The following is a 20658-nucleotide window of genomic DNA, read 5'->3' on the forward strand; positions in this document are numbered from 1 at the left end:
TCACACCCCATCGCATACAGTAAACATCTTGCGCGATCTGCTTCACACTTATTTAACAAAAACAAAACACAATCTGTCACTGATGCGGCTGGCCTACATCGGAAGGGATTAAAGTGTGATGAAACACACATTACGCTCGGGCGGTGGCGGGTATGACGTTATCACGATCACATTCCGGCTGATGGCGTCAGACAGGCTGTGAAGGCGCTCTAACCTTCAATGATTTCCCGTCGCGCTACGGCTGCTGACGAGAAAAAGCCGTGCTGGAATAGCCCATCATCTGCCCGATACAGGATCACCACCATGACGCTATCTTTTCGTACCTACCAGCCCGCCGCCGATGGCATTACTCCGGATACCGCACGCTTCCAGCAAGCACTCAACGACCTGGACATACAGGGCGGCGGCACGCTGGTGGTCGAGTCGGGACGTTATTTGCTAGGGGGCCTGCGGATTCCTTCGAACTGTTGCCTGCAACTGGATGAAGGCGCGGAGCTTATCGCCAGCGCCTGTTATGACGATTTTGCCCACACCACGACGCTCAGCGTGGCAGAGCTTTCCGATCGTGCATTTTTGTATGCTCGCCAGCAGCGCAACATCACCTTGTGTGGAAAAGGAAAAATCACCGGTAGCGCCGATGCCTATTTTTCGGCACAGCCCGATGAGCAGGGCTATCGGTTACCCGCGCAGCATCGGCCGCGTATTGTGGTGCTGGAGGACTGTGAGCAGATTACGATACAGGATATCACTATCGAACACGCGCCGATGTGGACCATCCATCTGGTGAGCTGCCGTCAGGTCAACGTTGAACGCCTGACGGTGGATAACGACATGACGATGGCCAACACCGATGCGCTCAATCTCGACAGTTGCCAGGATGTCATCGTCCACGATTGCCATTTAAGCGCTGCCGATGACGCCTTGTGCATCAAAACCACGGCCAAGCCCCCTGCCATGCAATATAAAGCACAGCGTATGAGCGTCAGCCACTGCCGGTTACGCTCACGCAGCTGTGCACTAAAAATTGGTACCGAAACCTTTGCCGATATTGAAGACCTGAACGTCAGCCACTGTACCCTCTACGACTCCAACCGGGGGATCGGCCTTATTTCACGTGATGGCGGCGCGTTTCGTCGAATTTGTTTTAGCGATATCACGCTCGAATGCGTCACTGCGCCGCCGTGTCATTGGGGGAAAGCAGATCCGATATTCATCTCGGTACGCTACCGCGATCCAACGATAGAACCGGGGGTTATTGAGCAGATTCGCTTTGTGCGGATAACCGGCGTCAGTGAAGGGGCTATCAATCTGCACAGTACGCCAGCAGGTTATGTCCGCGATATTCATTTCGAGGACATAACACTGACACAACAATCAGTCGATAGTACGGAACAAGGTCTGTACGACGTTCGTCCGCCCTGTAACCCGGCCCGCCCCACCGGCATGGGACTGGATAATGCGTATCTGGTTAATCCCGATACCGGGCGTGCTTATGGCGTGGAGGCTTATCCGGGAGGAATGCCTGCGCTGTTTGCTCGCGGCATCAATGGGCTGACATTGCACAACATGACGCTGCAACGCCCATCTCCGTTGCCCGTCGGCTGGAACCACAATGCGATTATTGAACTGGCGGAGTAATTATTGAACCAGCCAAATAACCTGACCGCCTGATTGCGCCGCTCTCCTCGGACTGGCGCAACAAACACAAGCGACAGTGACTGGCACAAGGGATAGCGACCTCACACAAGGTATAGACCTCACACAAGGTATAGTCGGGTTGTCAGGAAACGTGCTTCACACCGCACTTTCCGGTAGTATGCGACGGTTTTTTGAATGACACGAGAGCATCACCATGCCAACCACACTGTTTAAAGATTTCCAGTTTGAAGCCGCGCACCGGCTCCCCCATGTACCGGACGGCCATAAATGCGGCCGCCTGCATGGTCATTCGTTCATGGTTCGTCTGGAAATTACCGGTGAGGTCGATCCTTATACCGGCTGGGTGATGGATTTCGCTGAATTGAAAGCGGCGTTCAAGCCGACCTGGGAGCGGTTGGATCACCACTACCTCAACGAGATCCCTGGGCTGGAAAACCCCACCAGCGAGGTGCTGGCCCGTTGGATTTGGCAGCAGCTTAAACCGACACTGCCGTTACTCAGCGCTGTGACCGTCAAGGAAACCTGCACCGCCGGGTGCATCTACCGCGGCGAAGAGGACTAACCCCACACCCGACGCCGCGCGCTATTTCCCGGCTCGTCAGGCGATATTCAGGTATTTGTGAGTCTGCATCGATAAACGCCAATTGCGGGCAATGCAGGTTTCAATACACAGCCGGGTGGCATCCTCTTTTTGGCTGACGGGTTGTAAGGCTACAACCCGCACCTTATCGTCATCCAGTCGCGCCAGTAACCCTTCCAGCGCCTCGATATCCCGCTCACGCGCCACCGGATGTTTGATTTCATCTGCCCGTTGCAACGCCTGATCCAACACAGCCAAACCGCCACGCATATTCACTTTGGGAGACACCGTCACCCAACAGCCTGATGAGCAACGCACCTCATGGGTGCCGCTGGTTTCAATCTGGGTACTGAATCCCTGCTGTTCCAACGCCTGCGTCAACGGCGTCAAATCATGAATACAAGGCTCGCCGCCGGTAATCACCACATGTCTGGCGCTATACCCCTGCTGCGTTATCTGTTGCAACAGCGCCTCGACACTGGAACTGCTCCAGGCATCACTTTCCCCGCGCTTAACCAGCACCTCCGCCAGTGAGATCTGCCGCTCTGGCAGTGTGTCCCAGGTGTGTTTGGTATCACACCAACTGCACCCTACCGGGCACCCTTGTAGACGGATAAACACCGCCGGGACGCCGGTAAAAAAACCTTCGCCCTGCAGGGTCTGGAACATTTCGTTAATCGGGTAACGCATCGTGTTTGAGTATTCCTTCTGGCTAAACCACTATTATCGCCGATAGTGGATGTCATGCCAAACCGCCGGGTGCGCTTCCCAACCGAACGGCTGAATGAAACGGTAACCCGAATACGGTTACCTGAAAACGGTTGTCAGAAAAAAGACGGTTACCGGAGAAAAGACGATTGTCGGAAATTTGTACCTTCCCGCTTCCCGGTTAATAATCAACAGGCAGCATATATCCGGCCGAACTTCTTCAAATAAGGAAATGCACGATGACGTTATTAAAGCCCCTGGCTGTTTTCTGTTTATCACTTTCTCTGGTGTCGACATTCGCCCATGCCGAAGCTGTCGCGCAAGTCAAAACCCAACCCGGTTATTACCGTATCATGGTCGGGCAATATGAAATTACTGCCTTGTCTGATGGCACCAACACCATGCCAATGGACAAGCTACTCACCCGCACCCCACGGGAGAAAATTGTCAGCCTGCTGGACGCCAGTTACCTGAAGCCACAGGTGGAAACCTCCATCAATGCCTTTCTCATCAACACCGGCAAGAACCTGATTCTGGTCGACAGTGGCACCGGGGCTTTGGGCGGTAAAACCACCGGTAAAACCCTGACCAACCTGAAAGCCGCAGGTTATAAACCGGAGCAGGTCGATACCGTGCTGGTCACCCACCTGCACGCCGATCACTTCGGCGGGCTGGTTAGCGACGGCAAGCTGGTTTACCCCAATGCCGTCATTTATGTGAATCAGAAAGACACAGATTTCTGGTTGAGTCAGGATAATCTGAAAAAAGCGCCCAAAGATAAAAAAGCCGGATTTGAACGTGTGCAGGAAGTGTTCCGCCATATCCGCGAGGCAGGCAAACTCAGAACATTTACCGATCACCAGTCGCTGCCAGCCAATATCATTGCCGTACCGACACCGGGTCACACCCCCGGCCATACGGCATTTTTGGTCAACAGCGACGGGCAGAAAATCCTGCTGTGGGGAGATATCATCCATGCTGAAGCGGTGCAAATGCCACTACCGGATACCGCTATCGCCTTTGACTCCGATAGCGATCAGGCGGTTCGTACCCGCGATGCGTTACTGAAAGAGACGGTAAAACAAGGCTATTGGGTGGCTGGCGCGCACCTGCCATTCCCCGGTATTGGTCATGTAGCGGTACAGCATGACGCCAGCGGTAAAACCAACGGTTATCGCTGGTTACCGGTGAATTACAGCCTGTCGGGATTGTGAGTCATATAAGCCCTGTTGTGCTGTTATTGGAGAATTTATGTCAGAACAGTGAATGATTTCGTGCGGGATAAACGATGTCATATATTTACCGCGTCATCGCACGCACGACAATGAGAGGCTCAAACGCCGCCTCTCCTTGACCACTGGCTGGTGGCTAAACTGTGCCGCTGCGCGGTCCCTTCGGCGTTAGCCTTCGCTGTTCGGACCGCCCGTGACGTGTTCCCAACACGGCACGGGCTTGCGCGGCTTCCCTGCCGCGCATCCGGCGAAGTCCCACACCTCAGCACAGTTTTTGACGCTGTAAAAACCCATAACCAATAACCAGAAGGATTTATAAACAATCTGGTGGGCTTCCCATTCTTCCTCTCATCTCCTGCCGTTTTACAGATAAACGCGCAAGTACTCTGACAGACACAAAATCGCCATCGCCTGACCATAGGGCATGGAGGTCAGCGGAATCTGGCGATAGTAATCCAGATCTTTCCCCATCGCCGTCCCGAAAGAGACGTTGAGCAACTCGCCACTCTCACTGATATTTGCCAGTACGCCGCGCATCGCCTTTTCCGCCACCTCGGCGTAGCGACGGTCGATGTAGCGTTTGCGTACCGCTTTCAAGATGCCATAGGCAAACCCGGCGGTCGCCGAGCTTTCCAGATAGGAATTAGGGTCATCGAGCAAGGTATGCCACAGACCGCTGTCATCCTGATACTTCGCCAGAGCATCGACCTGGCTCTCCAGCACCTGAATCAGAAAACGGCGGGTGGCGTTACCTTCCGGCAAATCCAGCAGCTCGATAAACTCCGGAATAACGATGGTCAGCCAACTGTTGCCGCGAGCCCAACGCGCCTGGGCAAAACTGTGGTTGCCGTCAAAAGTCCAACCGTGGAACCACAAGCCGCTTTGACGATCCATCAGGTACTGCACATGCAGCAGGAACTGGTAAGTCGCTTCCTCCACAAATTCAGGACGATTAAGCAACTTGCCGATCTTCGCCAGCGGCAACACGCTCATCATCAGGGTATCGTCCCACAGTTGATCGGTGTTTTCGCTGTTATAGACAATATGCTGCAACCCGTCCTTGTGGGTACGCGGCATGTCGTACATCACCCATTCTGCCCAGCGTTCAAGATACGGCACCCAACGACTGTCGCCGGTTTCTTCATAGCGGTAGGCCAGCGTCAAAAACGGGCATACCGTGTTGACGTTTTTGGTCGGCGTCCCCTCTTCCAGTCGAGCAGTAAACCAGTCATCGATGATAGCGCGCATCTGCTCATCGCCGGTCTGGCGATAATACTGGTAGATGCCATACAGCCCGATGCCGTGCGTCCATTCCCAACCTGCCCACCCTTTGGTGTCGATGACCCGGCCGTCATCCAGACGCAGCAGGAATTCGCCGGTTTTATCTTCAATATTGACAAGGTTGTCGGTCACCCGGCAAATCAATGCCTTTAACTCGTCCCGTGAGATAACGTATTCGGGCTGGCGCAACAGCGCACTATGCTTTACAGGAAAAATGGTCATAACAGATATCCAGTTCCAGTTTTATTACCCATCAATCGATGGCTTAACAGTCAATGGCGTCGCGCCAATAGCACGTCAGTTTAACGACAGACTCAATGGACGCCGTGGTGAGGCGTTCCGCGGGCTATCGGCCGGGCCGGCGCTTTATGGCGGTTGAGATAACCAATGTTGTTGTTCCCCCATAGCGACTCATAAGGCATACCCGCCAGCATCTCCACCGTCTCACGCGCTTCAGGCGTAATCTTTTCCGGTACGATACGGCCTGCTTCGCGCATTTTCGCCGTTTCCTGCCGCAACACTTCATGGGTTTGCAGATTCAGTTTAAAGCGCAGGGACACCAGAAAACCCAATGCCAGTACAGCGACAGTCCCAAAGCACAGCACCGTCAGAATGGTGTGGCTGACGCCCGGTGCCTGCACGCTCTGACCAGAAACAAAACCGGATAACTGTAAAACGATCCCCACCAGCATCACCGCACCCGCCTGAGAGGCTTTACGGGTCAAGGTCATAATCCCGGCGAAGATCCCTTCACGACGTTGTGCGGTGATCACCTCGTCCACATCCGCAATGTAGGTATAGGTATTCCACGGGACATAGTTGATACCGCCACGACCCACACCGGCCAGGCCAGATACCAGCAACAACAGCGAAAACGCCGAATGCATCCCGCTGTAATAGAGGAAGCCATACGAGAGTGCGCTTACACCAAACAGGCATACCACCATGCGGTAAGATGGTGCAGGACCAAATTTGATGCACAATGGGATCATCGCGATCACCGAGATAAATTGCAGGATAGCCATCGTCCCCATCAGGTTTGACGCCACCGTCGGGCTTTGCATCAACACGAACACCACGTAATACGTGAACACCGCATTAAATACGTCCTGCGCAATGTAACCGCCCAGATACATCCCCAAATGCTGGCGGAAGATGCGAATGCGCAGCGTCGACAGCAGTTCAATATTGAGGCGCTTGAGGCTCTGCCCGAGTGTCAGTGACTGACGTTCTTTTTCCGCCCGTAACGAGGCTTCAGACATCTGGTCGCGCGGCCGCTCCCAGGTAAACAGATACACCAATGTCAGTACACACGCGCAAATGACTGAGAACACCAGACTGGCGTAGAAAAAAGACACCGCGTTATCTTTGCCGAAATGCCCCAGCAGAATGCCCGGCAAAAACGCCGCCAGAATGGCTGACAACTGTGCCAGCGCGATACGCGCGCCGGAAAACTTAGTTTTTTGTTTGAAGTCATCCGTCATTTCCGGCACCAGCGTTTCATACGGCACTAGTACCATGGTGTAGATCACGTCAAACAGCAGGTAGGTTAGCAGGTAATACCAGTAATCCATGTGGCCGACCCACATCAGGCTGTAGCTGAAGACACAAGGAATACCAAGCAAAATAAAGAATTTGCGACGCCCGAAGCGCTTACCCAACCAGGTCGAACCGAAGTTATCGGTCAGGAAACCCATTAATGGGCTGACGACGGCATCCAGCACCCTGGCCATAGCAAAAATAAAGGTCGCCTCAATCGGTGTCAGGCCGCAAAACGTGGTGTAAAAATAGAGCAACCAGCCAGCGGTGAGCGCCGTGGTGCCGGCCCCGAGAAAATCGCCGGAACCGTAGGCCAGATAATTCGCCAGCCCAATCTTACGTGTTTTCATCGCCATCCTTCCTCATTGATTGTATTTATGAAGGTGTTGCAGCGGCCCTAAAAAACATCGCTGCCGCCGTAGCGTTAAAGTAACGAGGTGGCAAGGCAAAAACCTTTGCACGTTTGCCACCCCCTCATTGCTATTGGCATCCGCGGGAAGAACCAACCGATCGGCTTCAAACTTCTTATCGAAATAGGATTTTGAATCAGAAGAACCTGTAGTTTGAAATCACTCTACCGGGTCGTGAGGCAGGCCGCATGCGGCGAAGAAGAGATTTGGGATCGGGTTCATTGTTTGTTAGCGCAAGGTTCAGGACTCCCAAAATAGTCAGGAAGCGCGCTCATACATCAACGACATCCACCACCCTCCTTGCAGGTCAAAAGATGCGATAACACCATCGCCTGCACAGGTCATGATGCCGTTGGCGGCGGACCGTGAGCAGCAGGCAAAAAAAATCCGGAAGCGAAAACGCTTCCGGATAGCAGAGGTGATTTCCGGCGAGTCAACCCGCCGGAGAGCAGGCGATTACGCCTGACCTTTCACTTCTTTCAGACCGTTGAACGGTGCGGAATCACCCAGCGCTTCTTCGATACGAATCAGCTGGTTGTATTTAGCAACACGGTCAGAACGGCTCATAGAACCAGTTTTGATCTGGCCAGCCGCAGTACCTACCGCCAGGTCAGCGATGGTAGCGTCTTCAGTTTCGCCAGAACGGTGAGAAATAACGGCGGTGTAGCCTGCGTCTTTCGCCATCTTGATAGCAGCCAGCGTTTCAGTCAGAGAACCGATCTGGTTGAATTTGATCAGGATGGAGTTGGCGATGCCTTTCTCAATACCTTCTTTCAGGATCTTGGTGTTGGTGACGAACAGGTCGTCGCCCACCAGCTGGATTTTGTCGCCCAGCACTTTGGTCTGGTAAGCAAAACCGTCCCAGTCAGATTCGTCCAGACCGTCTTCGATAGAAACGATCGGGTACTGTTTGGTCAGGTCTTCCAGGAAGTGAGTGAATTCTTCAGAAGTGAACGCTTTGTTGCCTTCGCCAGCCAGAACGTATTTACCGTCTTTGTAGAATTCAGATGCTGCACAGTCCATCGCCAGGGTGATGTCTTTGCCCAGCACGTAACCGGCTGCTTTTACCGCTTCAGCGATAACGGCCAGCGCTTCCGCGTTGGAGCCCAGGTTCGGCGCATAGCCACCTTCGTCACCCACAGCGGTGTTCATGCCTTTGGACTTCAGTACTTTCGCCAGGTTGTGGAACACTTCAGAACCCATACGGATGGCTTCTTTAACAGTTTTCGCGCCAACTGGCTGAATCATGAATTCCTGGATGTCGACGTTGTTGTCGGCGTGCTCACCACCGTTGATGATGTTCATCATCGGCAACGGCATGGAGTATTTGCCCGGGGTGCCGTTCAGTTCAGCGATGTGAGCATACAGCGGCAAACCTTTAGACGCGGCAGCGGCTTTGGCGTTAGCCAGAGAAACAGCCAGAATGGCGTTAGCGCCGAAGTTGGATTTATTCTCGGTACCGTCCAGATCGATCATGATCTTGTCGATAGCAGCCTGATCCTTAGCGTCTTTGCCCAGAACAGCCTGTGCAATCGGACCATTTACCGCAGCAACGGCTTTAGTAACGCCTTTGCCCAGGAAACGGGATTTGTCGCCGTCACGCAGTTCCAGCGCTTCGCGGGAACCAGTAGAAGCGCCTGACGGTGCAGCAGCCAGACCAACGAAACCACCTTCCAGGTGTACTTCCGCTTCAACAGTCGGGTTTCCGCGTGAGTCGATGATTTCACGGCCAATGACTTTAACGATTTTGGACATCAGATTTTCCTCAGTACAAGTTAAACTAAAACCTCAGACGGCAACGCGCGATCGGAAGACCGCGCGTTGCTGCAAAACTCATTTCACCGGTAAAACCTTACTTCACCTGACGCTTCTGGTACGCCCCGGCGGCTTTAACAAAGCCGGCGAACAGCGGGTGCCCGTCACGCGGCGTGGAGGTGAATTCCGGATGGAACTGACACGCCACGAACCACGGATGATCAGGAATTTCGACAATCTCAACCAGCTTGCGGTCAGCGGAGACACCAGCAACACGCAATCCCGCCGCCTCAATCTGTTTTAACAACATATTGTTGACTTCGTAACGGTGGCGATGACGTTCAATAATCGTCGGCTCACCGTACATCTGACGCACCAGGCTGCCTTCTGTCAGATGACACTGCTGCCCGCCAACACGCATGGTGCCGCCAAGGTCGCCATCTTCAGTGCGCACTTCAAGATTACCATCCGCATCACGCCATTCGGTAATCAGCGCCACCACCGGGTACTTACAGTCTGGCACAAACTCGGTGGAGTTGGCGCCGTCCATACCCGCGACATGGCGAGCGAACTCTATCAGCGCCACCTGCATGCCCAGACAGATGCCGAGGTAAGGGATGTTGTTCTCACGGGCATAACGCGCCGCCATGATTTTCCCTTCCACCCCACGGTAACCAAACCCGCCTGGCACCAGTATCGCATCCAAACCTTTCAGCACATCGACACCGCGGGTTTCTACATCCTGCGAATCGATGAACTTGATATTCACCGTCAGACGGTTTTTCAAACCGCCATGCTTCAGCGCTTCAACAACGGACTTATACGCATCCGGCAGTTCTACATACTTGCCGACCATACCGATGGTCACTTCACCGACCGGATTGGCTTCTTCGTAAATCACCTGCTCCCATTCTGACAGGTTTGCTTCCGGACAGTTCAAGCTGAATCGTTTACAAATATAATCGTCCAGACCCTGAGATTTCAATAGCGATGGAATTTTATAAATGGAATCAATGTCCTTCAGCGAGATAACCGCTTTCTCCGGCACGTTACAGAACAGCGCAATTTTTGCGCGCTCGTTAGCCGGTACAGTGCGGTCAGAACGGCAAATCAACACGTCAGGCTGGATACCGATGGACAGCAATTCTTTCACTGAATGCTGAGTCGGCTTGGTTTTCACCTCACCAGCCGCTGCCATGTACGGCACCAGCGTCAGGTGCATAAACAGGGTGTGCTCGCGCCCCACTTCCACCGCCATCTGCCGAATCGCTTCAAGAAACGGCAGAGACTCGATATCGCCAACCGTACCGCCGATTTCTACCAGCACCACATCATGGCCTTCGCCGCCTTCGATAATACGTTCTTTAATGGCGTTGGTGATGTGCGGAATGACCTGAATGGTCGCCCCCAGATAATCACCCCGACGCTCCTTACGCAGAACGTCAGAATAAATGCGTCCGGTGGTGAAGTTATTGCGGCGCGTCATCTTTGTACGAATAAAACGCTCGTAGTGACCCAAGTCGAGATCGGTTTCAGCGCCATCTTCGGTGACAAACACTTCGCCGTGCTGCGTCGGGCTCATCGTGCCCGGATCCACATTGATATACGGGTCCAGTTTCATGATGGTCACGTTGAGGCCACGGGCTTCGAGAATAGCCGCGAGGGAGGCTGCGGCAATGCCTTTACCCAGAGAGGATACGACCCCGCCGGTCACAAAAATATAATTAGTTGTCATGCTGAACCTGAAAGTTTAGGTTTAAGGACGATGGAAAGACCAGGACGGGAAAGTAGTATACCCGAACCTGGGAGACGCCACAAATGATCGTTTTACCCTTTGTGACGTTGACAGGCTCCGGCTGGTAAGGTATTTCCCAAGCAGGCGGTAGACAATATTCGGGTTTACAATCAGCCGGATAGCAAGAAAAAGCGTATAAAATACGGCTTTTACTCAGAAAATGAATTCAATCGTTTTTTTCTGATGCTTTCACCTGTTGCCAGGCGATTTCCATTTCGTCTAACGTCGCGTCAGACAAGGTTTTGCCCTGGGCAGCAATCCGTTGCTCGACCTGCTGGAAACGGCGGGTGAACTTGCGATTAGCCTGCTGCAACGCCGTTTCCGCTTTATGACCAAGATGGCGGGACAAATTGACCGCCGCAAACAGCATGTCGCCTATCTCCTCACCCAGTTTTTCCGGGTCGATCACCGCCTGCTGTGCCTCAGCCATCACCTCATCGATCTCTTCATAGAGCTTATCGACCACTGGCCCCAACGTCGTCCAGTCGAAACCGACGGCGGCACAGCGCTGTTGGATTTTATGCGCCTGCATCAGCGCGGGCAGCGCCTGGGGAATATCGTCGAGTTGCGAATGGCGATCTTTTTCCGCCCGCTCTTGCGCTTTGGTCTGCTCCCAGTTAGCCAGCACCGCTTCACTGCTCGACAGGGTAGCGTCACCAAAAATATGTGGATGACGACGCTCCAGCTTGTCGCTGATGGCATCACACACATCTGAGAAATCAAACAACCCTTGCTCTTGCGCCATGTGTGCGTAAAACACCACCTGAAACAGCAGGTCGCCCAGTTCACTGCGCAGGTCGTCAAAATCCTTACGGCTGATGGCATCAAGCACTTCGTAGGTTTCTTCCAGCGTATACGGGGCGATGGTGTCGAATGTTTGTTCGCGATCCCAGGGGCAACCGTTTTCCGGGTCCCGCAGTTGCTGCATGATGCGCAGTAAGCGTTCGATGGCAGATGAATTCATGATAATCCTGATAATAAAATGGCAAAGGCGGGACCGGCCCGCCTTACGGTATTAAAACAGTATCAATTGCCCTGTAAACGACGGGCGTCAATCACATCCGGCAGTTGATTGAGCTTAGCCAGTACCCGGCCCAGCACCTGCAGATTGTAGATTTCGATATCCATGTCGATAGTCGCGAGTTGCTGTTTCACGTCGCTGCGGCTGGATACCCCCAACACGTTGACCTTTTCGTTGGCCAGAATGGTGGTGATATCACGCAACAAGCCGCTGCGGTCGTTGGCGGTTACCCTGACGACCAGCGAGTACCCGCTGGAGTAGCTTTCCCCCCACACCGCTTCGACAATACGTTCCGGCGCATGGCTGCGCAGGTCATCGAGCTGTTCGCAATCGGCACGGTGAATAGAAATGCCGCGCCCGCGGGTGATGAAACCGATGATGTCATCTCCCGGAATCGGCTGACAGCAACGCGCAATGTGGTGCATCAGGTTGCCAACCCCTTCTACCACCACCCGGCCATTGTCCTTGGTGCTGACACGCTGAGCCGGTTGCTGGGATTTCTGCGTCAACTGGCGTAGCGCTTCGCGATCCTGCTCTTCCGCACTCGGCTGGTTCACCTTCGATTGCAGGAAGTTCACCAGCTGATTCAGGCGGATATCGCCACCGCCGATGCCAGCCAGCAATTCATCCATCGAATTGATGTTGTAACGCGGCAACAGCAGTTTTTCGGCCATCTTCAGGCTCACACCGAGATGCGCCAGTTCATCATCCAGGATCTGTTTACCCGCGAGAATATTCTTGTCCCTGTCCTGCTTGCGGAACCAGTTGTGGATTTTGGAGCGCCCGCGGCTGGTGGTGATATACCCCAGATTGGGGTTCAGCCAGTCACGGCTTGGGTTCGGTTGCTTCTGGGTAATGACCTCGATTTGGTCCCCCATTTGCAACTGATAGGTGAACGGCACGATACGCCCGCCCACTTTGGCACCGATGCAGCGGTGACCGATATCGCTGTGGATGTGATAGGCAAAATCCAGCGGTGTGGAACCGGCGGGTAAATCCACCACATCACCTTTGGGCGTAAACACGTACACGCGGTCGTCGAACACCTGACTGCGTACCTCGTCGAGCATTTCGTCCGAGTCGGCCATTTCTTCCTGCCAGGCCAGCAGTTTACGCAGCCAGGCGATACGCCCTTCATAGCCAGAGCGCCCACTGGTGGTGGCACCTTCTTTGTATTTCCAGTGCGCAGCAACCCCCAGCTCGGCATCTTCGTGCATCTGCCGGGTCCGAATCTGAATTTCCAACGTTTTACCGCCCGGCCCTAACACCACGGTGTGGATCGACTGATAACCGTTAGGTTTAGGGTTGGCGACGTAGTCGTCGAATTCATCCGGCAGGTGGCGATAATGGGTATGCACAATCCCGAGCGCGGCGTAGCAATCCTGCAACCGCTCGACCACGATACGCACCGCCCGCACGTCAAACAGCTCATCAAACGACAGCGATTTTTTCTGCATCTTGCGCCAGATGCTGTAGATATGCTTGGGACGGCCGTAAACCTCGGCTTTAAGCCCTTCGGTTGCCATCGAGGCGCGCAGGTTTTTAACGAAGTCGTCAATGTACTGCTCACGGTCGATACGCCGTTCATGCAGCAATTTAGCGATGCGCTTGTACTCATCCGGGTGCAGATAGCGGAAGCAGAAATCCTCAAGCTCCCACTTGAGCTGCCCGATGCCCAGCCGGTTCGCCAGCGGCGCATAGATATTGGTACACTCTTTGGCCGCCAGTACGCGTTCTTCTTCTGGTGCGTCTTTCACTTCACGCAGGTGGGCGATACGCTCAGCGAGCTTTATCACCACGCAGCGGAAATCTTCCACCATCGCCAGCAGCATGCGGCGGATATTGTCCACCTGTTCAGATGCCATCGAATCGTGCTGGGTGGCTTTAAGCTGGCGAATCGCATCCATATCGCGCACGCCATGCACCAGATTGACGATATTCTTGCCGAAGGTTTCCCTCAGCGTGTCTTCTTCCACCACGTTAGCGTCGGCCAACGGGAACAGCATCGCCGCGCGCATGCTGTCGTTATCCATACTCAGGGTGGAGAGGATTTCCACCATTTCGATGCCGCGCCACAACAGCAACATCGCATCCGGGTGGTCTTGCGTTTTTTCTTCGCAGTAACGCCAGGTCTCGGCGAGACGTTCGCACGATGTTTTACTGGCGATACCCAGGGAGGCAATCCACGCGTCCGGCACGAACTTGCCTTCGGTATTCAAATGCGCACTTCTTACCGCAACCATAATTTCTCCCTACTTTACCGAACCTTCGGAACCAAGCAAAAACAGTGCCATTGACTCAAGATGTCCGGTATGTGGAAACATATCCAACATGGTCAACCGGGCCAAACGATAACCGGCTGCCATCAGTACCTTGCTATCTCTCGCCAGCGTGGTGGGGTTACAGGATATATACACCACCCGCCGGGGAGCCAGTTTCACAATCTGCGGCATCACACCCGGCGCACCGGCGCGAGCCGGATCAAGCAATACTTTATCAAACCCCATTGACGCCCACGGTTGTCGGGTAACGTCTTCTTCCAGATTATGATGATAAAATGTGACTTGGGTCAGCCCATTACGCTGGGCATTTTCCTGACCTTTCTCTACCAGCGCCGCGACACCCTCAACACCGACCACCCGACCGGCGTGCTGCGCCATCGGTAACGTGAAATTGCCCATGCCGCAAAACAGGTCGAGCACGCGGTCCTGCGGTTGCAGTTCCAGCCACGTTAACGCCTGCGCCACCATACGTTGGTTAATATCATCATTCACCTGAATAAAATCACGCGGACTGAACGCCAGCGATAACCCGGCGATACGATAAGACGGCATGTCGCCGTGCAGACACTCCAGCGTGTCCGCTTGCGGCGCAGCAAACAGCGACGCACCGCAAGCCTGCGCAAACGCTGTCAACGCGTGCCGGTCAGCGTCACACAACGGCTCCAGATGACGCAAAACGACCAGCGGCCCTTGCTCCGCCAAGACCAGCTCCACATGCCCGAGCCGCCGCTGTGCTCGCAATTGGCCCAGACAGTCGCGTAACGGCACCAGTAAGGCTTCCAGCGCCGGATGCAAAATCGGACAGGCGCGGATATCCACCAGGTCGTGCGACCCCGCCTGCCGATAGCCCATCTGCAACTGGCGTGTTTTCGCCTGATAGTATAATGCAAGGCGTGCGCGGCGGCGGTAGCCATAGGCCGCTGCACCGATAACCTCCGGCTCCGGCACGGTGTCACCGGTTTCCCGTTGCATCAGGTGTTTCAGTGCGGCCGATTTACTGCGATGCTGTAATGGCTGGCTGGCATGCTGCTGCTGGCAACCGCCGCACACGGAAAAATGTGGGCAACGCGGCGTCACGCGATCTTCGCTGGTGGTCAGCAAGCGTCGTAATTTAGCGTGGGCAAACTGGCGTTTATCTTGCGTTATCTGCACCTCAGCTTGCTCTCCCGGTAAGACGCCGGGAATGAACACCGTTTTTCCCTGATGACGGGCGACTCCCTGTCCGAATGGATCGAGATCATCCACCGTCACGGTAAGGGTTTGCCGGGTCGTCACGCGCCGGTTTGGAGAGTAGAATTGCGCCATAAGTGTGCTGTCATTGATTTAATGGAATAGTCGACCTTAATTGTCCCACATTGGAACCCCATGACCAAATACAGTCTGCGCGCACGAATGATGATACTGATTCTGGCCCCAACCATGCTGATCGGGCTGTTGCTCAGTAGCTTTTTCGTCATCCACCGTTATAACCAGTTGCAGGAACAGTTGGCCGACGCGGGTGCCAGCATCATTAAACCGTTGGCCGCCAACAGCGCCTATGCGTTGACCCAACGACAGCCTGAATCGCTACGACAATTGGTCAACATGCTGCACCGCCATCACTCCGGCATTGTGCGCGCCATCAGCGTATTTGACGCCCGTAACCAGTTAATCGTCACCAGTAATCCGAACAACCCACACGCATTGATGTTGCAGGTGCCGTCAGGCAGCCCAATACCGACCACGCTGCAATTACAAGACGAAGGCGAAAGTCTGGTGTTGCAGATGCCTATCGAAAACGAAGGCCCGCTTGCCGCCAATACGCTGGTCAGTCGACAAACGCCCATGGGGTATGTGGCGGTCGAACTGGATTTAAACACGATACGGTTACAGCAATACCGTGAGATGTTCATGGCCGCAATGTTGTTGCTGTTCTGCATGGGGGTGGCCATGTTGCTGGCCTATCGCCTGATGCGCGACGTGACAGCGCCCATTCGCAACATGGTGGAAACCGTAGACCGTATCCGTCGCGGCCAGTTGGACAGCCGGGTAGAAGGCCACATGCTGGGCGAACTGGACATGCTGAAAAACGGCATCAACTCGATGGCGATGTCACTGACCGCCTACCATGAGGAAATGCAGCAAAACATCGACCAGGCGACGTATGACCTGCGCGAAACGCTGGAACAGATGGAGATTCAAAACGTCGAGTTGGATTTGGCCAAAAAGCGGGCACAGGAAGCCGCGCGCATCAAATCCGAATTTCTGGCTAACATGTCTCACGAGCTGCGCACACCGCTCAACGGTGTTATCGGTTTTACCCGGCAGACGCTGAAAACCCAGCTTACGACCACCCAGAAGGACTATCTGCAAACCATTGAGCGTTCTGCTAACAATCTGCTCAACATCATCAACGACGTATTGGATTTCTCCAAGCTGGAAGCCGGAAAACTGGTGCTGGAGAACATCCCGTTTTCGCTGCACAACACACTCGATGAAGTGATCATGCTATTGGCGCACACCGCCCATGAGAAAGGTCTGGAACTGACACTTAACATTCAGCATGATGTGCCGGAACAGTTTGTCGGCGATCCGCTGCGTTTGCAGCAAATCATTACCAATTTGCTAGGTAATGCCATCAAGTTTACCGAACAGGGCAACATCGATATCCGCATCGAGAAACGCAAACAGGAAAACCTGCAGGTATTACTGGAAATCCAGATTAAAGATACCGGCATCGGTATCGCCGAAGCGCAGCAGACCCAGTTATTTCAGGCGTTTCGTCAGGCAGACACCAGCATTTCACGCCAGCACGGCGGCACCGGTTTGGGGCTGGTGATCACCCAGCGACTGGTTCGAGAGATGGGTGGCGATATCAGCTTCCACAGTAAGCTCAATCAGGGCACCACCTTCTGGTGCACCGTCAACCTACAGTTGAATCCACACATGCTGGAACCGGATTATCACTTTGCGCCGTTGCAGGGTAAACATCTGGCCTACGTGGAAACCAACCCGGCGGCGGCGCAGGCAACGCTGGACATTCTGGTGCATACGCCACTTACCGTTAGCTACAGCCCTACGCCTGAGCAATTGCCGGAGCGCACCTTCGATATCCTGCTGATAGGCGTACCGATCTATTATCGCAATACACTGCTGGATTTTACGCCGCAAATTCGCGATTTCTGCCGTCTGGCCTCCCGTGTCATTCTGGCGCTGCCCAGCCTGGCGGAAATAGAAGCCGAGCAACTGAAAGCGTTCGGCATTCATGCCAGTTTGAGCAAGCCTATCACCGCACCACGGCTCTTATCGCTGCTGCAAGACACCAACCTGTTTAGCCAGGATCAGCACGAAGAGGTGCAGGCCCTGCCGCCGCCTGCCACATCGTTCCAGCGTTTACCACTCAGCGTGATGGCGGTCGATGACAACCCCGCCAACCTGAAGTTGATTGGTGCATTGCTGGAAGAACAGGTAGAAAACATCATTTTGTGTGAAAGCGGCGCGGATGCGATCGCCCGCGCCCAGGAAAACCGCCTCGATATCATCCTGATGGACATTCAGATGCCAGGTATGGATGGGTTACAGGCCAGCGAACACATCCGGCGGTTGCCGCAACACGCACACACCCCAATTGTAGCGGTCACGGCACATACCATGAGTGGAGAGCGTGAAGTGCTATTGCAGGCCGGTATGGATGATTACCTGTCCAAACCGATTGATGAACAGATGCTGCGCCAGACACTGCTACACCATACCAACAAGCCCGAGCCTGAATTGACCGTGTTGCCATCAACAATAACCACACCATCGCCGTTGTCACTGGACTGGGACCTGGCATTACGGCAGGCCGCCAGCAAACCGGATCTGGCACGCGACCTGCTGGCGATGTTACTCGACTTTCTCCCCGAAGTACGTGAGCAGATAAACGCGGTGCTGGATGGCAACGCGCCGGATAATCTCGTCGATATCATTCATAAACTGCACGGCAGTTGCAGTTATAGCGGTGTGCCGCGGCTCAAACAGATTTGCCACTACCTTGAACAGTCGCTACGCAAAGGCCTGCCCGTTGATGAACTGGAGCCGGAATGGCTGGAATTACTGGATGAAATGACCAATGTGGAAAAGGCCGCACGGAAACGGCTTGAGATCTCTGCCTGAATTATTCACCGGGAAGCGTCATCAGGCTCAACAGCCGGGCTTCCCATCAGGCAGGCGTCGCAGACAAAGGCAGCGCCTGCCGGTTGATGAGCCGTCCTACTGACGGCCCGAGATGAGTCAGTGGCTCAGGCTATCGTCTGTGCCAGTTTGATGGTGGCGGCGATATTGCGCGCCGTCATACGCACATTGTTGGCGGCATTATCCAACGCCTCCTCCAGCGAGCAAATGGTGTACAGCACGCTGAATACGGCATCAAGACCATGATCGTGTACCACACCCACATCGGCCGTCAGGCTACCGGCAATGCCGATCACCGGTTTATGGTAGCGCTTGGCGACAGACGCCACGCCAATCGGCACTTTTCCGTGAATGGTCTGGCTGTCGATGCGGCCTTCACCGGTGATCACCAGCGATGCATCTTTGACCAGCTCATCCAGCCCCAGTGCCTCAGTCACAATCTCAATGCCCCGGCGCAACTCCGCGCCACAGAACGCCAGTAACGCCGCGCCCATGCCACCGGCAGCACCGGCACCCGGCACCTGCTCGACATCGATATCCAGGTCATGACGGATAACGCCAGCATAGTGCTGCAATGCCTGATCCAGCTGTTCTACCATCGCTTCGCTGGCGCCTTTTTGCGGCCCGAACACCGCTGAAGCCCCTTGCTTGCCGGTCAGTGGATTGGTGACATCACACGCGACTTCGAAACGACACTGCTGAATACGCGGGTCAAGCGAACGGGTATCAATGTACGCCAGCCGGGCCAGTTCCGCGCCGCCAAAGCCGATCGGCTGCTTCGCGTCATCGAGCAACTGCGCGCCCAACGCCTGCACCATCCCCGCGCCGCCATCGTTGGTGGCACTGCCGCCGATACCAATAATGCAGTGACGCACACCGTGGTCCAGCGCGCTGCGAATCAACTCGCCGGTGCCATAGCTGGTGGTCAGCAGCGGATTGCGCAGATGCGGCGGTACCCGCTCCAGCCCACTGGCGGCCGCCATCTCGATGAACGCCGTTTTTTCATCCCCTGACAGCCCAAAAAAGGCTTCGATATCATCGCCCAGCGGACCAGTGACGTTCACTCTGATGATTTTACCGCGGGTTGCCGCCACCATGGCCTCCACGGTTCCCTCTCCCCCATCGGCGACCGGCAGTTTCACATAGCTGGCGTCGGGGAACACTTCCCGAAAACCGGCCTCAATCTGCGTCGCCACTTCCTGGGCGGATAAGCTCTCTTTGTAAGAATCCGGTGCGATAACTATTTTCATAAACGACTCGCGTCATCAACTACCCGCGCTGCAGAACCGGCGCTAATCAAAATGTTCCGTCAACCAGGCGGCGTGCGTGATACCGACGCCGCCTTGTCAACTACCGAGTGACTTCCACTTTCGCCAGCTTCTCATAATAACGAGCCAGCGCACTGTGATCGGCACCGCCCAGATCATCGGCTTTCAGTGCCTGCATCATTTCCATCACGGCAGCAGTCAGCGGCAGTTGCGCCCCAACGCCATGAGAGGTATCCAGCGCGTTCGCCAAATCTTTGATATGCAGATCGATGCGGAAACCGGGTTTGAAGTTGCGGTCCATGACCATGGGCGCTTTGGCATCCAGCACAGTACTGCCCGCCAGACCACCACGAATCGCCTGATACACCAGGTCTGGATTGACACCCGCTTTGGTTGCCAGCACCAGTGCTTCTGACATGGCGGCGATATTCAGCGCCACAATGACCTGATTCGCCAGCTTGGTGACGTTACCGGCACCGATATCACCGGTATGCACCACTGAACCGGCCATCGCCTTCATCACGTCGTAGCAGCGCTCAAACACCGCTTTATCGCCGCCCACCATGACCGACAGCGTACCGTCGATCGCTTTCGGCTCACCGCCGCTGACCGGTGCATCCAGCATCTCGACGCCTTTTTCCGCCAGCGCTACGGCAATTTCACGGCTGGCCAACGGTGCGATAGAACTCATGTCGATAACGATAGCGCCTTTGCGTGCGCCTTCGATCACGCCGTTCTCACCCAGTACCACCTCCTTTACGTGAGGCGAGTTCGGCAGCATGGTAATGATGATATCGCTCTGCTCGGCGATGGCTTTCGGCGTTGCCGCCGCGCTAGCACCCGCTGCGGTCACTTCGGCAACGGCTTCACTATTTCTGTCCAGCACCACCAATGAATAACCCGCTTTAATCAGGTTTTTGCTCATCGGTTTGCCCATGATACCCAGTCCAATAAAACCAATTTTCATTGCGATAAC

At 54.7% G+C, this 20658-nt stretch carries 14 protein-coding genes; 4 read left to right on the forward strand and 10 right to left on the reverse strand.

Annotated features, from left to right (window positions below):
- The first annotated feature begins 303 nt into the window (after window positions 1-303).
- On the forward strand, window positions 304-1638 hold the full coding sequence (locus DD586_RS16520; RefSeq protein ID WP_012885956.1) for a glycoside hydrolase family 28 protein: 1335 nt from the start codon (window positions 304-306) through the stop codon (window positions 1636-1638).
- Window positions 1639-1852: 214 nt separating this feature from the next.
- Window positions 1853-2221, forward strand: a complete 369-nt coding sequence (gene queD / locus DD586_RS16525; protein ID WP_012885957.1) for a 6-carboxytetrahydropterin synthase QueD — start codon at window positions 1853-1855, stop codon at window positions 2219-2221.
- A gap of 36 nt (window positions 2222-2257) precedes the next feature.
- Here queD and queE read toward each other — a convergent pair whose 3' ends face one another.
- Window positions 2258-2929, reverse strand: a complete 672-nt coding sequence (gene queE / locus DD586_RS16530) for a 7-carboxy-7-deazaguanine synthase QueE (protein WP_012885958.1) — start codon at window positions 2927-2929, stop codon at window positions 2258-2260.
- A 257-nt stretch (window positions 2930-3186) separates the two neighbouring features.
- Here queE and DD586_RS16535 point away from each other — a divergent pair, with 257 nt between their 5' ends.
- On the forward strand, window positions 3187-4161 hold the full coding sequence (locus DD586_RS16535; RefSeq protein WP_012885959.1) for an MBL fold metallo-hydrolase: 975 nt from the start codon (window positions 3187-3189) through the stop codon (window positions 4159-4161).
- 381 nt (window positions 4162-4542) lie between these two features.
- Here DD586_RS16535 and bglB read toward each other — a convergent pair whose 3' ends face one another.
- The 7 genes from bglB to rlmD form a co-directional block, all read right to left on the reverse strand.
- Window positions 4543-5682 carry a beta-galactosidase BglB gene (bglB, locus tag DD586_RS16540; RefSeq protein WP_012885960.1) on the reverse strand — a complete coding sequence of 380 codons (1140 nt, stop codon included), beginning with the start codon at window positions 5680-5682 and terminating at the stop codon, window positions 4543-4545.
- A 92-nt stretch (window positions 5683-5774) separates the two neighbouring features.
- Window positions 5775-7349 (reverse strand): MFS transporter, encoded by a 1575-nt coding sequence (locus DD586_RS16545; protein ID WP_012885961.1) that lies wholly within the window; start codon window positions 7347-7349, stop codon window positions 5775-5777.
- Between the two features lie 516 nt (window positions 7350-7865).
- On the reverse strand, window positions 7866-9164 hold the full coding sequence (gene eno, locus DD586_RS16550; protein ID WP_012885962.1) for a phosphopyruvate hydratase: 1299 nt from the start codon (window positions 9162-9164) through the stop codon (window positions 7866-7868).
- Between the two features lie 97 nt (window positions 9165-9261).
- The gene (gene pyrG, locus DD586_RS16555) at window positions 9262-10899 is read right to left on the reverse strand and encodes a glutamine hydrolyzing CTP synthase (RefSeq protein WP_012885963.1); all 1638 of its coding nucleotides are present in this window, start codon (window positions 10897-10899) and stop codon (window positions 9262-9264) included.
- A 226-nt stretch (window positions 10900-11125) separates the two neighbouring features.
- A complete protein-coding gene (gene mazG / locus DD586_RS16560) occupies window positions 11126-11923 on the reverse strand; it encodes a nucleoside triphosphate pyrophosphohydrolase (RefSeq protein WP_012885964.1) in 798 nt (265 codons plus the stop codon).
- A 62-nt stretch (window positions 11924-11985) separates the two neighbouring features.
- Window positions 11986-14223 carry a GTP diphosphokinase gene (relA, locus tag DD586_RS16565; RefSeq protein ID WP_012885965.1) on the reverse strand — a complete coding sequence of 746 codons (2238 nt, stop codon included), beginning with the start codon at window positions 14221-14223 and terminating at the stop codon, window positions 11986-11988.
- A gap of 9 nt (window positions 14224-14232) precedes the next feature.
- Complete coding sequence (gene rlmD / locus DD586_RS16570; RefSeq protein ID WP_012885966.1) at window positions 14233-15567, reverse strand: 23S rRNA (uracil(1939)-C(5))-methyltransferase RlmD; 1335 nt, start codon at window positions 15565-15567, stop codon at window positions 14233-14235.
- A gap of 60 nt (window positions 15568-15627) precedes the next feature.
- Between rlmD and barA the strand changes: the two genes are divergently transcribed.
- Window positions 15628-18396, forward strand: a complete 2769-nt coding sequence (gene barA / locus DD586_RS16575; RefSeq protein WP_012885967.1) for a two-component sensor histidine kinase BarA — start codon at window positions 15628-15630, stop codon at window positions 18394-18396.
- A 125-nt stretch (window positions 18397-18521) separates the two neighbouring features.
- On the opposite strand, the gene DD586_RS16580 is transcribed toward barA, so the two are convergent.
- A complete protein-coding gene (locus DD586_RS16580; RefSeq protein WP_012885968.1) occupies window positions 18522-19664 on the reverse strand; it encodes a glycerate kinase in 1143 nt (380 codons plus the stop codon).
- A gap of 100 nt (window positions 19665-19764) precedes the next feature.
- Window positions 19765-20655, reverse strand: a complete 891-nt coding sequence (gene garR / locus DD586_RS16585; protein ID WP_196229114.1) for a 2-hydroxy-3-oxopropionate reductase — start codon at window positions 20653-20655, stop codon at window positions 19765-19767.
- Between the last annotated feature and the right edge of the window lie 3 nt (window positions 20656-20658).

Source organism: Dickeya parazeae Ech586 (assembly GCF_000025065.1).
Lineage (GTDB): Bacteria > Pseudomonadota > Gammaproteobacteria > Enterobacterales > Enterobacteriaceae > Dickeya > Dickeya zeae.

What these genes read in the sequence shown, in the direction of transcription:
- pyrG (WP_012885963.1), bottom strand. Translation starts at nt 10,899, where the DNA reads ATGACAACTAATTATATTTTTGTGACCGGCGGGGTCGTATCCTCTCTG.
- queD (WP_012885957.1), top strand. Translation starts at nt 1,853, where the DNA reads ATGCCAACCACACTGTTTAAAGATTTCCAGTTTGAAGCCGCGCACCGG.
- mazG (WP_012885964.1), bottom strand. Translation starts at nt 11,923, where the DNA reads ATGAATTCATCTGCCATCGAACGCTTACTGCGCATCATGCAGCAACTG.
- DD586_RS16580 (WP_012885968.1), bottom strand. Translation starts at nt 19,664, where the DNA reads ATGAAAATAGTTATCGCACCGGATTCTTACAAAGAGAGCTTATCCGCC.
- relA (WP_012885965.1), bottom strand. Translation starts at nt 14,223, where the DNA reads ATGGTTGCGGTAAGAAGTGCGCATTTGAATACCGAAGGCAAGTTCGTG.
- eno (WP_012885962.1), bottom strand. Translation starts at nt 9,164, where the DNA reads ATGTCCAAAATCGTTAAAGTCATTGGCCGTGAAATCATCGACTCACGC.
- DD586_RS16545 (WP_012885961.1), bottom strand. Translation starts at nt 7,349, where the DNA reads ATGAAAACACGTAAGATTGGGCTGGCGAATTATCTGGCCTACGGTTCC.
- queE (WP_012885958.1), bottom strand. Translation starts at nt 2,929, where the DNA reads ATGCGTTACCCGATTAACGAAATGTTCCAGACCCTGCAGGGCGAAGGT.
- bglB (WP_012885960.1), bottom strand. Translation starts at nt 5,682, where the DNA reads ATGACCATTTTTCCTGTAAAGCATAGTGCGCTGTTGCGCCAGCCCGAA.
- DD586_RS16520 (WP_012885956.1), top strand. Translation starts at nt 304, where the DNA reads ATGACGCTATCTTTTCGTACCTACCAGCCCGCCGCCGATGGCATTACT.
- DD586_RS16535 (WP_012885959.1), top strand. Translation starts at nt 3,187, where the DNA reads ATGACGTTATTAAAGCCCCTGGCTGTTTTCTGTTTATCACTTTCTCTG.
- barA (WP_012885967.1), top strand. Translation starts at nt 15,628, where the DNA reads ATGACCAAATACAGTCTGCGCGCACGAATGATGATACTGATTCTGGCC.
- rlmD (WP_012885966.1), bottom strand. Translation starts at nt 15,567, where the DNA reads ATGGCGCAATTCTACTCTCCAAACCGGCGCGTGACGACCCGGCAAACC.